Origin of the sequence: Aureliella helgolandensis, assembly GCF_007752135.1 — a bacterium.
In the GTDB taxonomy this organism is placed as follows: domain Bacteria; phylum Planctomycetota; class Planctomycetia; order Pirellulales; family Pirellulaceae; genus Aureliella; species Aureliella helgolandensis.
This window is the reverse complement of sequence record NZ_CP036298.1, coordinates 3,349,824-3,365,725: the sequence shown is the minus strand read 5'-3', so window position 1 is coordinate 3,365,725 and position 15,902 is coordinate 3,349,824. Positions and strand designations below refer to the sequence as shown.

Sequence of the window (15,902 nt, the reverse complement as noted above, 5' to 3'; positions counted from 1 at the left end):
GGGAGGCATCACCGGACCTCAACCTCCCCTGGCCGGCAACTCTCCAATTTGGGCAGAAGCGAACCATGAGCGACCTGCCAATCCTCCAGGTGACGCACTGCGTTTCCCAATCCCCATGCTAAATGTGCTAACTCTAGGAAAGGGGAAGTCTAGGAAACCAGGGAGTGACGACAGCGGTTGATTCCTAACGCTAGGCGCACTCCCTACGCTTGGCGCACTCCCTCGAACTTGAGCAAATCTAGCATCGTTTGCCAGCGAAAGTTCACTGCAACCCGGCACTATTGGCGAAATCTACCGGTCAGGCGTCTCAGCCAACTTGCGTCAACTCTGCGCAAGCGGGCGTCCTGGGATGCTCGGCAATTGATGTCAGCCACAATTTGTTTCCCACCGCGAGTCCCCCTGAGTTGGCTGCAGTCGTTTCAATCAGGCAACCGATACCAATTATCGGGCCTGTAGCGGACATCCGCCTGCCACGGCTCAACCGTCTGATGACGACCGAATTAACGACTCAAGCCAGGGAATGCAATGCAATCGATGACGAACACGCCCAACGCCGTACCTCATCAAGCATCCATTGGGCCGGTCCAAACCGGTGGGAACCAGTCTGCGGACGTCATTCAAGCGTTGCAGGCTCAACTCGAGCATTCGCAGCGGATGGCCGCGTTGGGCGAACTCACGAGCACCACGACTCACGAATTCAATAATCTCTTGATGACCATCTTGAACTATGCCAAAGTTGGGATGCGAAACCAAGACAATGCCTCTCGCGATAAAGCCTTTCAGCGAATCTACGATGCGGCAACCCGCGCCGCCAAAGTGACCAACAGTGTATTGTCGATGGCCCGCAGTCGCAGCGGTGCTCACGAGCCGACCTGCCTGAAGCAACTCATCGAAGACACCCTACTGCTGTTGGAGCGTGAATTCCGCAAGTTTCGCATCGCATTGGATGTTTCCTTGGAGGACGTCCCCGCCGTCTTGGGCTCGGCTAGCGACCTGCAACGCGTCATTGTCAACCTACTAGTCAACGCCCGGCAGGCCACCCCCGAACAGGGACAGGTCCGCGTCTCTCTCACAACGGATCCCGCCACGAACGAAGTGCTAATGACGATTCGGGACACTGGCACAGGCATTCCTCCTCAGGTCCTCCCCAAGATCTTTGAGCCTTTTTTCAGCACTAAATTGGGACCAGATTCAACCGGCAAAGGCGGTACCGGTGTGGGACTTTCGAGCTGCAAGGAAACGATCGACGCGCACAAGGGTAGAATTCGCGTGGAAAGTACCGTTGGCAAGGGTACCGCGTTCATGATTCGTCTCCCAGCCACCGACCAACCCGCTCCCAAGCGAGCTTCCCTGCTGACCTAAGTGCCTAGCCCAAATTTGACGATCGGGTTGGTGTGGTACTAGCACCGACTGTGATGTTCATCGTGACCAGCATGCACGTTCGGCGAATCGGGGATGCGTCCAACGCCACAGGTCCGTTAACGCAGGAATCTGTCGCTCGAACCACTCGCGACTCAACATGCGAGCTACTTAGGATCGCCCCCCCTTGGGCTGAGCCTAGGTCATGCAGGCGACAAGGTCACTCTGTTTTCCGTCTCTCTAGACGAAGCAGTAGTAGTGCGGGACCGAGCAGCGGTGAGACGAGCGGTAGATATCCATCTGCCGCTCGCTCCGACGGCGGGAGTCGCGTTCGCAAGCCCGCCTGTCGCGGACTAGAATTGCTACGCCTGGACGATCCTCCCCCCAAACCACCTCTTCTCGCGTAAACCGCCGGCAATCGCGTCATGCCCAGCTTGCCGTGCCCGACTTGCGGTTTCGGATCGCGAAATTCCGCCAGAATTCCTTCGCCCCCGCACGGAACTCTGAAAATCCCGACGAATCCTGCGCCGGCTTCTCCCTCGCGTTGATTCAATCTAAAGCACGATCTCTACGACTGTCTTCGCCCGGACGAACCTCCTCGCGTTCTTTCGCGTAGAAATTCGCAGCCAAGCGTGGACCACCAGCCTCCAACATTCGCGTTTACCCCGCTTCGATATTTCGGCAAAATCAGTTACTGTAGGTTGGCCGCGAAACGGCTCGCTGACATAGTAACGCCCAGCGTGATCGAGTCCCAACTGGCCTACGCCAGCAGACAGTTCCCCAACCCGGGCAGACCACGTGGGAAAACCATGGCTACGGCGGCTCGTGCAGACCGCTCTCAACTCAAATATCACCATTTTTTGGAGTCGTTGATTTTCCAATGTCGACACCACAACTCGACGAGCAAATTAAGCAACAAACCCAAATTTGTAACAATTTGAAAGATGAAATTGGCCGCGTGCTGGTCGGCCAAGATCATATGGTGTCGCGCCTGTTGATCGGCCTTCTCACCGGCGGCCACGTGCTGCTTGAGGGCCTTCCTGGGCTCGCCAAAACGTTGACGATCCGCAGCCTCGCCCAAGCCATCGACACGGGGTTCTCACGCATTCAGTTCACTCCAGACATGCTACCGGCGGACGTGATCGGGACGGAAATCTTCAATCCCAAGGAAGCGACTTACGTGGTCCGCAAGGGCCCCATTTTCTCCAATCTGGTTCTTGCGGATGAGATCAACCGCGCTCCTGCCAAGGTACAAGCGGCCCTGCTGGAAGCCATGCAGGAGCGACAGGGAACCATCGGCGGGCAAACCTACCTTCTGGAAGAGCCGTTTCTAGTACTGGCCACGATGAACCCCATCGAGCAAGAGGGCACCTATCCATTGCCTGAGGCACAAGTCGATCGCTTTATGCTGAAGGTCATCGTGGGATATCCCTCGAAAGAAGAGGAGCGAAAAGTCGTTGATCGCATGGCCAGCGGGCAAGCCATTCCTGAAATCCGACGCGTAGCAACACCGCAAGATATTCTCAATGCTCGGAACACGGTGAACCAAATCTGGATTGACGAGAAGGTGCGTGACTATTTAGTCGACGTCGCCCGAGCAACGCGGCAACCCCAGGAATACGGGATTACCGATCTGGACGGAATGATAGAGACCGGAGCCAGCCCGAGAGCCTCCATCAGCCTCATGAAAGCCTCCAAGGCACATGCCTTCCTGCAGGGCCGTAGCTACGTGACTCCCCATGACGTTAAGAGTGTTGCACCGGAGATTTTGCGGCATCGCATCATCTTGACCTACGAAGCAGAGGCGGAAGGAAAGTCCAACGATGACATCATCCGCCAGATCCTCGATAATGTCCCAGTGCCGTAGCGATGTTAGCGCGAGAAGTTCTAAAACGGGTTCGTGAAATCCAAGTTCGAACCGGACGGCAAGTTGCCGATGTCCTGGCGGGACAGTATTCCTCTGTCTTCAAAGGTCGCGGCATCGAGTTTGATGAGGTTCGGCCCTACGTCCCCGGAGACGAGATTCGAACCATCGATTGGAATGTTACTGCGCGGATGGGGGAACCCTACGTCAAACGCTATGTTGAAGAGCGGCAATTGACCCTCATGCTCATGGCCGACGTCTCCGCATCCCAAGAATTCGGCTCGGGCAGCAAGTCTAAACGCGAGGCCACGGCCGAGCTTTGTGCCCTCCTCGCCTTCTCGGCGACGTTCAACGACGACAAGGTCGGGTTGACGCTGTTCCACGGCGGGATCGAACAATACATTCCGGCTCGAAAGGGCCAGAAGCACTCCCTCCGCGTTGTCCGTGAAGTCCTTGCGCATGAGTCCCAAGCCAGTTCGGTGGCTGGTCGCGACGCAGACCGCTCAACCGCGCGCAGCTTGCGGAGACCATCGCACGGGAAACGGCTCCTACGTTGGCTCCCGTTTGGTGCGCGTCGTGGTTGGAATGCTGCAGCAGGAGGTTCCGCCAGCGCACGGCAATCGACCAACATCGCTGGCGCCGTCGAATTCCTAATGTCGGTCACCAAGCGAAAAGCGGTGTGCTTCGTGGTCAGCGATTTTTTTGATGACGATTACCTACGATCGCTGCGCATGGCCGCCCGCAAACATGATGTGATTGCAGTGCTGATTACCGATCCTCGAGAACTGGAGATGCCCAACGTCGGCTTGCTGACAATCGTCGATCCCGAAACGGGGCAGACGCGAGAGATCGATACCGGTTCGGCCAACTTCCGAGTCAATTTGAAGCGGCAGGCAGAAACACGTGTGGCTACTCTGCAAAGTGAATTTCGCTCGGCCAAGATCGATTTCATTCACATCGACGCATCCCAGTCGATCGTAGATCCACTGGCTAAGTTTTTTAAGATGCGTGAAAGGAGAAGGCGATAGGATGCCACGACCGAACCTTCTTCGCTTTCCGTTCGCAACAGCGCTATTAAGTGCCCTTGGGCTGGCGTTGGCGTGTTGCTCGCTCTCCCGAGCGGCAGATATCGAGAACACGACGACCGTGGGCCCCGTCACCGTCACAGCTAGGTTGACCCCCGCAGAGCCAACGATCGGAGACGAAATCGTCTTTGAGATCGAAGTCGCTGCGGAAGAAGCTGTCGAATTGCTCATGCCGGAGTTCAGCGAGGCGCTCGACCGCTACACCATCTTGGATTTCGTACCACGACAGAAGATCACCGCCGATGGTAAGACGCTGGCCACCCAGCGCTATACGCTGCAACCGATTGCTTCCGGCCCTCAATCCATCCCTTCGATTCTGGTTGAGTTCGTGGACAATCGTCCTGGGCAACAACCCACCCCCGAGGATTTTGATGCGTATGAAGTCTTGACCGAACGCATCGACTTCACGGTCCAATCGGTGCTTCCCAGTTCCGCCAGTAGCGAACTAGAACCACCCTTGGGCGCCCTGGAACTGCAAACCGAGACGAGCTCCGCCTCCCTGTGGCTCTACGCTCTCGCTGGTTTGGCGCTCCTGCTGGCTGGAGGCGGGTTGGTCCTGTGGTTTTCCAAGCGACGCCGGCGCGTCAAGCGACTGACGGCCTACGAGATCGCGCGAACCAAGTTGCAACAGCTGATCTCGGATCAACAGTCAGATCAACCGCAATTTTCTGTTGAGCAATTCTTTGTCGAGATATCTGGCGTGGTACGTCGCTATCTTGAAGATCGCTTCGAACTCCGCGCTCCCGAGTTGACGACCGATGAGTTCCTGCAGTTGTCTGCTGCGGAAAGCTCGCTGTCCAAAGCACACCAGTCGCTTCTAAGCGAATTTTTGCAGCAGGCCGATGTGGTCAAATTTGCTGGCGTTCGGGCGACGCCAGCCGATGTCCAGCATTCGATTCAACTTGCACTTCAGTTTATAGAGGAGACCAGTGAATCGACGCCACTAAATCCTCAGATTCGGGAGGTGGCACATGCTTGACTGGGAATTGAAGGATCCATGGTTCTTGGCCCTGCTGCCATTGGCAATTTTGGTGTACTGGCTGGCGACACGTCCCAAGTCAACGATGAGCTACTCGTCTTTGACCCTCTTTGCGCAGACTCCGTTGTCTCTGCGGCAGCGTTTCTCGAAGTTACCTGCGGTGCTGATGGCCTTGGGAACCGTCGCCTTGGTCCTGGCTCTTGCCCGGCCCCGTACGCCAGAACATGAATCAAGGGTTTCGCGAGATGGTATTGCCATCATGATGGCTGTCGACCTCTCCTCGTCGATGAATGCGCGAGATTTAGTGGAGGAGGACCGTTCGATCAATCGCTTAGATGTGGTCAAAGATGTGTTCATCGACTTTGTCTTTGGCGGGGAGCGCGTCGCCAGCGAAGGTCGTCCCAATGACTTGATCGGCTTGGTGACCTTTGCCGGATACGCCGACAGTATTTGTCCACTCACCTTGGACCACAGCAACCTTGCCAGCATCGTGCACGACTTGCATATCGTCGATCGACAGTCGGAGGATGGAACCGCAGTTGGAGACGGACTGGGACTAGCCGTGGAACGATTGCGGCGCAGCGAGGCTCAATCCAAAATCGTGATCCTCTTGACCGACGGAGTCAACAACTCCGGGGTTTTCCCACCCTTGAAATCTGCTGAATTGGCGGCCGAGTTCGATATCAAGGTCTATTGCATCGGAACGGGCTCCTCGGGCGTGGCGCCGATGCCAGGCACGGATATGCTCGGGCGCATCCAACTGTATCCCCAACGCGTTGAGATCGATGAGGAAACGTTGACTGAGATCGCCGAGCTGACCGGCGGCAAGTACTATCGGGCGGAAAACCGCGATGCCTTGGCCGAAATCTATCAAGCAATCGATAGCTTGGAACGCACCGAAGTGAGTGAGATTCGCTATCTCCGCTACACCGAACACTTCCCAATGATCGTCGCCGCCGCCATAGGACTGCTCACGTTGGGGACGGTCGTTGGCAGCACGTTGTTTAGGAGGTTACCATGAACCACTTTCGATTTGCCAACCTGGAGTGGCTGCATGCGATCTGGGGCATTGCTTTCCTTGCCATCCTACTCATCGGACTTGAGTTGCGTGGCCATTCCATCCTGCAGCGATTTATGTCCCCACGCATGCAGTTGCGACTCGTGCAAAAACCAGCATTGTCGCGGCGTCTGCTCGGCATTGGCCTGTTCTGCCTCGCGCTCCTGTGCTTTGTATTTGCAATGATGCGTCCGCAATGGGGGATGACGATGCAAGCCACCACGCGCGTAGATTCGCAAATCATGATCTGCTTAGACGTTAGCAAATCAATGTTAGCCGAGGACGTCGTCCCCAATCGCCTAGAGCGGGCCAAAACGGAAATTGAATCACTCTTGGGAATCATGGATGCAGGGCAACAAGTCGGCTTAATTGCCTTCGCTGGCAAGGCTGCGGTCCAGTGTCCCCTGACCACCGATTTTGGATTTCTCCGCCTTATTCTGGCCGAGACCGGCCCAGCTTCGGTCGGCTTGGGTGGCACAAAAATTGGCGAAGCACTGCGAAAAGCCGTGGATGGCTTTAGTGATGCCGGGGATGTCAATCGTCTAATCCTGTTGATCACCGACGGAGAAGACCACGATTCCTTTCCGCTCGATGCCGCTCAAGCAGCCAAAGAGAAGGGCGTTCGAGTAGTGAGCATCGGTTTTGGAGATGAGGCGGGCAGCAAAATCGAAATTACCGACCCAACCACGGGCGTACGAACCTTCGTCACCGATGTCCACGGGCAACCGGTTACCAGTCGTCTGGATGGCGACACCTTGCGTGATATTGCCTTGGAAACCGAAGGGGCTTACATCCCCGCTGGCACGGGAGCCCTAGACCTCGATTCCATCTACCAAGCGCATATCGCCACACTTTTGAAGGGACGCACCGATTCCGAACGGCGGACGATTCGCAACGAAGCCTATCAGTGGTGCGTCCTGTTCGGTTTCCTGTGCTGGATCACCTCCTTCCTGACCACCATCCACCTCTCCACCACCCCACGATCGACAGCGAATCCCCCTCGCGCCCCGAAGTCGCCGGGACTCTCACGCGCCGCGCGCCAGGGTGGTGCAATCGTCCTCCTGCTAGGCCTCCCCTCCCTGCCGCTCCTCGGGCAGGACGGCGCAGAGGCTCGCGTACTGGATTCAACCACTTCCACCGCAGTCCAGCCTCGGCAGCTTTACAATGACGCCCTAAGCTCGCTCGCCAGCGATCCTGAAAACGCCGCTAAACTGCTCGGCCAAGCCCGTAACGACGCGGGCATCGATGGAGAATTGCGGTATCGCAGCATCTACAATTTGGGATGGGTTGAGGTCAATCGAGCGGATGCACTATTGCAAGAAGAGCCCGAACAAGCCCTCAAACACTTGCAATTGGCCGCCAGTCGTTTTCAGGAAGCCGTCCGCATTCGTCCCAAGGCCAATTCGGCTCGGCACAATTTGGAGATCATCTCACGTCGCATCCTTGAGCTGACCGATTCTCTCGCGCAGAAGAGCCCGACGGACTTCACGCAACAACTAGAACAAATTATCGCGTCGCAGCGAGAGCATCAATTAGTGCTGCAAGAAATCGTTCAACAAATCGCGTCGCAACCTTCGGCCGTTGAAGGCCTCCGCGATCGGTTTCGCAAGCTGGGCGTCAGCCAACGGCAAACCATTTCCAACATGGAAAGGCTCGCTGAAAACGCCCGCCGAGAAATCGATGCAGCCCAGGACGCACTGGCCAATGCGAAGGCCGCAGCCCCGAACACCGCGTCTTCTGCAGCGTCTGAAGATCCGCAGGATGCTGAAAAACGGCTCCGCATGGCACAGCTCACCGCCGCCTTGCGCTATGTCGATAGTAGCCTGAGCTGGATGAATCGCGCACGTAGTTTTACCCGCCGGCTTCAGGCCGACCGCACTTTTTTGCGTTGGTCTGCCGCCTTGACGGACGCCCGTCGCGCTAGAGATCAATTGCGCAATCCGATCGAGATACTTGGCGTGCTGACGGCCGACTCTCTCGAGTTGGCAACACTGACGCAGCAAATGGCGTCTCAGACAACCCCCGAGCTATTCGAAAATTTGGCGACCGAGGATTCGCAGGTACCGCTTTCCGATGCACCAACTGTTGCCCCAGAAACGGCGGCAGCTGGGCCAGCCCTTACGTGGCTAACCGACGAATACTTAACAGAACTGCAAGTAGCGACCACGCAACGCGTCCAAGAATTGCATGCCATGCTAGAAGCCGCAGTGCCAGCGGAAACGCCGAATGAGTCTGACGAAGCTACTGCATCTGACGCAGCAGCCGACCTCGACGCCCAATCGCTGCTGGACAGCATTCGTCAAGCCCTACCGCTAATCCAGAGAGCCCAGGAGGCCTTTGCTACTGCCGAAGTCTCTCTCGCTAGCCAAGACTTCCCCAAGGCCCTGGGCCATCAAACCGATGCGATCCAAGCGTTGCGTGCCGCCGCCGAGTTCTTCGACGACTATCGACGTCTCATCGAAACGATGTATGCCGACGAACGCATAGTGCAACTTGGTCTAAAGACAGGGGGCAGTATGCCTGGCGAAGAACGTCGCCCGCTGCAAGAGTCCTTGCTAGAAATCCAACAAACGAATTTAGAGCGCAGCCACAGGCTCGCTAAACTTTTTGCTAAGGAGATTTTGAAACTCGACGCTGCAGAGTCGGACGCCTCAGCGTCCAGCCCCGCTGGCTCTCCTTCGACGCCCCCCGCAGCACCCGGTGACGAAGCGGCCCCACCAGATCTGACCGCTCAACGCGAGAGATTCGAAACCGCGCAAGCATTGCTAAAGGCCCTCGAAGCAGACATGGATCAGTTGGCTCTCCAGCTGGCTCGAACAGATCTTTTCGAGGCCGGCCCACCCAGTGTTGCCGAAACGCCGGACACCTCAGCTCCTAGTCCAGCCGAGCCAGCCGCCCCTGAGCTCCCCGATCAGGAAACCACAGAATCCGACTCGCCCAAGCCAGAGCCATCTGACACGGACGCTCCAGAGCGAACTGCGACCGATGGGGAAGCGACCGAACCGACGCCGGAGGTGGAAACCACTGCTAAGCCAGAGCCAACGATGGTTGAGCAAGAATCCGCTGAGAGCGTGGCACCAGAGAATCAGGCTGAAGCGTCCGTCAGCTCAGCACTGGATACGCAGTTTGCAGATTCTGCGGTTAGTAAACTGGAGGACCTGCGGCGACTCTTCTTCACGATCATCGAACACTTGAAGGATACGACCCAGCGACAAGCTCAATTGAAAGAAGCCACGGAAGACTTGTTGGTCCAGAGTCCCCGCATGCAGGACACGGCTCAACGCGCACCGTTGCAGAATCGGCAAAGAATACTGGAACAAATTTCGAGTCAGATTGCCGAAGAGCTGGAGCGTGAGGGGCAGGCTGCCAGTGAAGCGGGCCAATCCGTCCCGCTACCGTCCGCGGCGAGTGGCTCCTCCACGCCAGCTCCCTCGGAAGCCGACCAGCAATCGGCAGAAGCGTTGGTGGAAGCCGCAAAACTGGTCGCTGCAGGAAGTCATGCAATGCAGCTGGCTGCGAATGCGCTCGTCCCCCAATCGCTCGTCCCCCAATCACAGCCCCTGCCGAAAGATTCGACCTCTGCGGCAGCAGCTCCTCAGAGTGAGTCCGAGCTGTCGGAACCTGATCTCGAGTCCCAATCCGAGTCCGAGTTGCCCGAATCGGAGACTCGCCAAACACCGGACGCACCCTCCAACACGGATACCACTCTCGAGGAGAGCCGCCAGGACGCGTCTGCGGAACCCCCAGCTGTCGCTTCCCCGCAAATCCAAGAGCAACAAATCCAAGAGCAACAAATCCAAGAGCAACAAATCCAAGAGCAGCAGGTACTGGAACAGCAGGCGATCGCCTTAGAAAAACTCCTAGCCGCCTTGGAATTACTCAACCAGGCTCAACAGTCTGAGCCACCTCCTCAACCGGAGGAGAATCAGTCAGGTGAGGATGAAAACCAGGAGCAGCAGAAACCACAACCGGACGGAGACGCGCAACAGCAACAGAACATGAACTCGAGCCAAATGCTTCAAGCCATTCGAGAGCGTGAAGCTCAACGCAGGGTTGAGAAACAACGTCACAACACGGTCCGATCGGGCGGTGTGGATAAGGATTGGTAGTATGGGCAGGAAGTCAACATTCGGCAGCATCCTTCAAGGTCCGCAGCGTCCAGCTGGGGAGCATCGTTCGTCGTCCGCCCGTTGGTCGACCGCGATCCCCAACAAGCTACTGCAGGGGCTTGTGATGTGTGCAGCGCTCTGTGCCGCAGAGGTGGTTACTTTCCCGACGCAGCTTCGTGCGCAATCTGTTGAGCTTGGCGTTACGCCTGCTCCCTACTTCGCAGGTGTCCCCATAGAGTTTCAAGTTCAAGTCAGTGGAGTCGAGGGTGCAGCCAAACCCGTCTGCCGCTATGTGGGGCCTTCAGACGCTCCCTTGCAAGTCGCCGGGCCGCTGGTTAACACCAGCTCCTACTCGCAAATGCAAATCATCAATGGTTCCGTTTCACGTAAAGAGTCGGTGACCTACACATTCACCTTCCAACTGACTGCCTCCTCAGCGGGAGAATTTCAACTGGGGCCCTTCGAAGTTGAGCTAGATGGCAAAACAACTTCGCATACTGGCCCCAAGGTGGAGTTTACAGAATTGGCCGAAGATCCCGATTTGCAGATTAGCATTACGATCGATGACAACCCCATTTACGTCGGGCAAGAAGTACCGGTTACGGTGCGGTGGGCATTTTCGGGCGGCGTTGAAGGAGCCAATCACGCGTTTAATAATCTCCGCATCCGTTCTCCGCTGTTTGACCAGTTTGAGTTCAAACCGGAAACGCCTACATCACGACAAACGCTCACCTTCGCAACCGAGCAAGGAGACGTCGCGGTCGATGGCAAAGTGAGCAAAGCCACCGAGGATGGCAAGGACTTTATCGTTGTCACTGCTGAACGGACGATGATTCCTCAGCAAGTCGGCGAGTTCACCGATATTCCCGTAAGTTGCCGCACTGAAAAGGTAGTTCGCTGGCGGCGTGGGATGTTTGGTGACTCACGGCCGGGTGCCGTACAGCCTGCAATTGCTTCAGGGCCGCCGGTCAGCCTGACAATCAAGCCGCTTCCAACGGAGGGCCGGCCCGTGAGCTTTTCCGGTGCAGTGGGAAGCGGTTTCTCACTCCAAGTCACCGCCAACCGCTCCGTGGTTCGCGTAGGAGACCCCATTGCATTGGATCTCAAACTTCGAGGCAACGGAAATATTGAAAAACTCGGATTGCCCGATTTGTCGAAATGTGGGTTGGATGAACAACAATTTCAACTACCTGGTGAATTGCCAGCAGGCAGTTTCAATAGCAATGTTAAGCAGTTCAAGCTCAACGTCCGCGTCAAGGAGGAATCGGTGGCACAGATTCCAGCCATTGAATTCTCGTGGTTCAATCCCAACGCGGCCCGCTACGAGACCACTCGATCGAATCCGATTGCGTTGCAAGCCTTAGCAGCGCACATCGTCTCTGCGGCTGATGTTGTCTCGCACTCCCCCCAAGCCGCTGACGCTGCTCAAGAAGCCGAGTCGAACCCGGGAGCACCGCGGATATCCGGCGGTGCACCTCTCTCACTCGTTGGCGCCAACCTAGCCATCCCCAACGACCCGTTGCAATTGCTGCAAAGCTCCAGCAATTTCCTCAGTGCTCGCTGGACGCCCCCCCTGCTCTATCTGGCAGGTCTAGGGCTGGTAGCTGGCGCAATCCTGGTGCGATGGAACTCCACCCGCGATCCCCAGTTGGTAGAACGCAAGCAGTTGCAGAAACGGTGGCGTAGCCGCTTGCGGATTGCCGAGGATGAGCCACCAGCTCTCGCTGCCCAAACGATCGCCAGTGTCTTGCGCGAATTCCAGACTACCACCAGTCCCAGCAACCGAGTGCCAATCGAGCGGCTAATTGCAGATTGTGAAACGATTGCCTACTCCCCCGACTCCGCCAACCAAACACACGAAATGCAACGCATTCGGCAGGCAGCCAAAGCAATCGTGGAAGGAGTCGAATAGATGACAACACTCCTGACCTGCGTTTGCGCCGTTAGTCGCCCTTCGCCAGAAGAACAACGCCCCACATCCAGGGAATCGCATTATTCGGTTCGAGCAACCTGCGTGGCTTGGTGCATCCCCCTGCTCAGCGTTCTATTGACATTCGTGGCCAGTAGCCTCGAGTCCGTCTCCGCAGCAGAGCTTTTACCGGGGCAGTCCATCGCTGAGCAAGGTATTGCCGAGTACAACGCAGCCATGGAGAGTCCCGATCGATCTCAACGAGTGGCCAGGTTTGCGCGCGCCGAACTACTGTTTCGTCAGGCCATCGAAGCTCTGCAAAGCGAGTCTGCGCCAGTTCCCGCTGACTTATGGGTCGCCCACGGAAACGCAGCCTTGCAATCGGAACAAATTGGCCGAGCCATCGTTGCCTTCCAACGAGCTTTGGGAAGCACGCCCGCCGACACTCAAGCTCGCCAGAACCTGGAACATGCACGCTCAACACTGCCAGACTGGATACGGATCGAGCCCGATAGCCAGCTCACCGACACGCTGTTTTTCTGGAATTCATGGCTCTCCCAACAACAACTTGCATCAATCGCCGCACTCGGTTTCCTAGTTGCTGCCTTCATTCTGGCGGTAGCGATTGGGACAGGTTCACGCCGCCTGGCCTTGGTCGCACTGCTCCCGCTGCTGCTGTGGTGCTTGGGGAGCGTTTCGAGTTGGATTTCCCCCGCCAACTCAGCTCAGGACACGGTGGTGGTTGTGGCCGACGAAGTGGTTCTCCGGTCTGCAGATTCCGCAAATTCAGCGCCGCGCATCAACCAAACCTTGCCCGATGGGGCTGAGCTTCGCCTGCTGAGCGAACGCCCACAGTGGTGTGAAGTTGAAGTGGATGGACGCAGTGGCTGGATTCAGTCCTCCGCAGTGGAACGGCTAGCGGTAGCTCCTAAGTAAACACCGACTAGGCCAACTCCGGCCTCTGAGGTCCGGCGCCCTGTTCACACCGCTTCAGCGATTTCGCCGCACCCGTCTCCACTCGTTAGCTTCCGTTAGCTCCTCCAAACTTCGTAGCGGCCGCCAGCAATGAGTTCAAACCGCTCAGGCCATTGGGCGCGTCATCCTGATTTCCGGTGCACTCAGAAAGGCATCGTTCCAACAGTAAATCGACAACCTAGACGACGGCTCCACTACACAATTTAGGTCTAGGCTCGACGAGTGGCCGCAGCAGGGCCGTGACTCCCCAACTAGTTTCTAACCGGAGAGTTTCTGGCGTTGTGCGCGCGGCAGCAGTGGTCCCCGTCGCCTTCCGCTCATGGCAACGCGATAGAAGTGAATTTCGACTGTCCACCGGAAAGGCTTGGTCTATCTTTGGGAAATTGCTGCACAGTCACGAGCAAGCTTTCCGACGCGCTTCCCAAAATCAATTATGATGGTCATTTAAGTCTGCTTGGTATCCTTGCGCGATGCGTCCCTCTTACTGCGATTTTTCCGATGACTTTAATTCTCCCTCACTCCCGCTCCCGGTCTGCAGGCGGTTTAGCCTTGCAATTCGTAACCGCGTTAACCTTGAGCATGGTTCTTTTGGATAGCCCAGCCTGGGCAGATTCGCCTCCCGCTACGGGCCCCGTCTTCAAAGATGGTGAAGCTCAAATTGTCGAAGCCATGTCCGATCCCGACTTTTGGATTCGGCATGATCTGTGGGTAGAGACCGAGTTTGATTCCGACGCCGATGGCCAGTTGGATCGCATGCACGTTGACGTAACTCGCCCTCAGCAAACCGACACAGAGGGACTCAAACTCCCGATCATCTACGTTACGAGCCCCTATTTTGCGGGCACTGGCGCCTCAGGCCAACAGTACTTTTGGGATGTGAAGCAAGAGCTGAATGCACCTCCCCCAACGCGTGAGCACTTTCCGCCGGTGAAGCTGAAAAGTCGTCGACCGATTATCTCCAAGTCGCACGTAGCGGATTGGGTTCCCCGTGGTTTTATCGTGGTCCACTCCTCCTCCCCCGGTACCGGCTTGAGTCAAGGTTGTCCCACCGTTGGCGGCGATAATGAGTCGCTGGCTCCCAAAGCAGTTGTGGATTGGTTGAATGGGCGAGCCAAGGGTTTTACCTCCCCAGACGGAAGCGAGCCGGTAGAAGCGTATTGGTCCACTGGCAAAGTAGGGATGACCGGAACCTCCTATAACGGGACATTGCCACTCGCCGCCGCCACGACTGGAGTCGACGGGCTTGAGGCCATTATCCCAATTGCGCCGAACACATCCTACTACCATTACTACCGTTCGAACGGCCTGGTGCGGCATCCCGGTGGCTACCTAGGAGAAGACATCGATTACTTATACGACTTCATCCACAGCCATCCATCGACCCGTCGAGAGTACTGCGATTGTGAAATACGTGATCGCGAAATGCTCGAGGGCATGGACCGCGAATCTGGCGACTACAACGACTTTTGGGCGGGCCGAGACTATCTCAACGACCTGGGCCCATTGAAAGCAGCCGTTCTCATGGCACACGGCTTCAACGATTGGAATGTAGTACCCGAACATAGCAATCGGATCTCGCAGGCACTCAAAGAGAAAGGGGTGCCAGTCCAGATCTACTACCATCAAGCAGGCCACGGAGGAGAGCCGCCCATGAAGCTCATGAATCGCTGGTTCACACGTTATCTTCATGGAGTGGAAAACAACGTCGAACAAGATCCTCGAGCCTGGATCGTGCGTGAAGGAGACAAGCCAGACGCCCCTACCTCGTACGAAGACTACCCCAATCCGCTTGCTCAGCCAGTCACTTGGCATCTGCGAGCTGGTGCTCCTGGAGTGGGTGGCTTGACCACGGAAAACCTCCCAGTGCAAGGCGTTGAAACACTAGTGGATAACTACTCGTTTGCAGGGGACGCTCTCGCTCAAGCAGACTGGACGGAACACCGCTTGCTGTTCACCACTCCCCCTCTCGAAAAAGAGGTCCACATCTCGGGTACTCCGCGGATTACGGTCAAATTGTCGAGTGATCGCACCGCAGCAAACCTCTCGGTATGGTTGGTTTCACTTCCTTGGAATAGCAGCCGCCAAGCCAAAATCACCGACAATATTATTACCCGTGGCTGGGCTGATCCTCAAAACCACCGTTCGATCACCGAGGGAGCTCCCCTTTTCCCTGGCACCTTCTACGAAGTCTCATTCGATCTCCAGCCAGACGATCAAATCATCCCCAAGGGCCAACAGATTGGCTTGCTGATTTTCTCTAGCGATAGGGACTTTACGCTGCATCCCAAGCCAGGCACTCAAGTAACCGTCGACCTCGATGGTACACAGCTCCTGTTACCGATCGTCGGAGGCAAGCAGGCAGTAGAAGAGGCGTTTACGGCAGACGCTGAGCAGCAACCTTAGCCCAGAACGCTACGTTTCACCATTGGCACCGGCTAAATGCAAGTGTTCCAAGCCAGCCCCTTGATTTTCCTCCAAGGCTAAGAGTCCCTTAGCCTTGGAGGATTCGGTTCAGAAATAGTAGAGCCAGATTTTTCGCCAGCCTAGGCCTGGCAATCGAATCCG

9 protein-coding genes are annotated in these 15,902 nt (G+C 56.6%); all 9 read left to right on the top strand.

From position 1 onward, the window contains the following. Positions 1 to 525: 525 nt before the first annotated feature. Positions 526 to 1,362, top strand: coding sequence for a sensor histidine kinase (locus tag Q31a_RS12000; RefSeq protein WP_231691166.1), 837 nt, complete (start codon positions 526 to 528; stop codon positions 1,360 to 1,362). Between the two features lie 877 nt (positions 1,363 to 2,239). Further along, on the top strand, positions 2,240 to 3,226 hold the full coding sequence (locus Q31a_RS11995) for an AAA family ATPase (RefSeq protein ID WP_145077859.1): 987 nt from the start codon (positions 2,240 to 2,242) through the stop codon (positions 3,224 to 3,226). A gap of 2 nt (positions 3,227 to 3,228) precedes the next feature. Then, positions 3,229 to 4,251 (top strand): DUF58 domain-containing protein, encoded by a 1,023-nt coding sequence (locus Q31a_RS11990; protein WP_145077857.1) that lies wholly within the window; start codon positions 3,229 to 3,231, stop codon positions 4,249 to 4,251. Between the two features lies 1 nt (position 4,252). After that, positions 4,253 to 5,287, top strand: coding sequence for an LPXTG cell wall anchor domain-containing protein (locus Q31a_RS11985; RefSeq protein ID WP_145077855.1), 1,035 nt, complete (start codon positions 4,253 to 4,255; stop codon positions 5,285 to 5,287). Further along, positions 5,280 to 6,308 (top strand): vWA domain-containing protein, encoded by a 1,029-nt coding sequence (locus Q31a_RS11980; protein ID WP_145077853.1) that lies wholly within the window; start codon positions 5,280 to 5,282, stop codon positions 6,306 to 6,308. Before Q31a_RS11985 ends, Q31a_RS11980 begins: the two co-directional genes overlap by 8 nt. Beyond that, positions 6,305 to 10,453: a VWA domain-containing protein gene (locus Q31a_RS11975; RefSeq protein ID WP_145077851.1), complete on the top strand. Its 4,149-nt coding sequence runs from the start codon at positions 6,305 to 6,307 to the stop codon at positions 10,451 to 10,453. The genes Q31a_RS11980 and Q31a_RS11975 overlap by 4 nt, the downstream gene beginning before the upstream one ends. A gap of 1 nt (position 10,454) precedes the next feature. Then, positions 10,455 to 12,365 (top strand): BatD family protein, encoded by a 1,911-nt coding sequence (locus Q31a_RS11970; protein ID WP_145077849.1) that lies wholly within the window; start codon positions 10,455 to 10,457, stop codon positions 12,363 to 12,365. Continuing rightward, on the top strand, positions 12,366 to 13,298 hold the full coding sequence (locus Q31a_RS11965) for an SH3 domain-containing protein (RefSeq protein ID WP_145077847.1): 933 nt from the start codon (positions 12,366 to 12,368) through the stop codon (positions 13,296 to 13,298). A gap of 537 nt (positions 13,299 to 13,835) precedes the next feature. Beyond that, the gene (locus tag Q31a_RS11960) at positions 13,836 to 15,740 is read left to right on the top strand and encodes a Xaa-Pro dipeptidyl-peptidase (protein WP_145077844.1); all 1,905 of its coding nucleotides are present in this window, start codon (positions 13,836 to 13,838) and stop codon (positions 15,738 to 15,740) included. Positions 15,741 to 15,902: the final 162 nt, after the last annotated feature.

Coding starts and splice junctions, on each gene's coding strand:
- Q31a_RS12000 (WP_231691166.1), top strand. CDS start 526: ATGCAATCGATGACGAACACGCCCAACGCCGTACCTCATCAAGCATCC.
- Q31a_RS11995 (WP_145077859.1), top strand. CDS start 2,240: ATGTCGACACCACAACTCGACGAGCAAATTAAGCAACAAACCCAAATT.
- Q31a_RS11990 (WP_145077857.1), top strand. CDS start 3,229: ATGTTAGCGCGAGAAGTTCTAAAACGGGTTCGTGAAATCCAAGTTCGA.
- Q31a_RS11985 (WP_145077855.1), top strand. CDS start 4,253: ATGCCACGACCGAACCTTCTTCGCTTTCCGTTCGCAACAGCGCTATTA.
- Q31a_RS11980 (WP_145077853.1), top strand. CDS start 5,280: ATGCTTGACTGGGAATTGAAGGATCCATGGTTCTTGGCCCTGCTGCCA.
- Q31a_RS11975 (WP_145077851.1), top strand. CDS start 6,305: ATGAACCACTTTCGATTTGCCAACCTGGAGTGGCTGCATGCGATCTGG.
- Q31a_RS11970 (WP_145077849.1), top strand. CDS start 10,455: ATGGGCAGGAAGTCAACATTCGGCAGCATCCTTCAAGGTCCGCAGCGT.
- Q31a_RS11965 (WP_145077847.1), top strand. CDS start 12,366: ATGACAACACTCCTGACCTGCGTTTGCGCCGTTAGTCGCCCTTCGCCA.
- Q31a_RS11960 (WP_145077844.1), top strand. CDS start 13,836: ATGACTTTAATTCTCCCTCACTCCCGCTCCCGGTCTGCAGGCGGTTTA.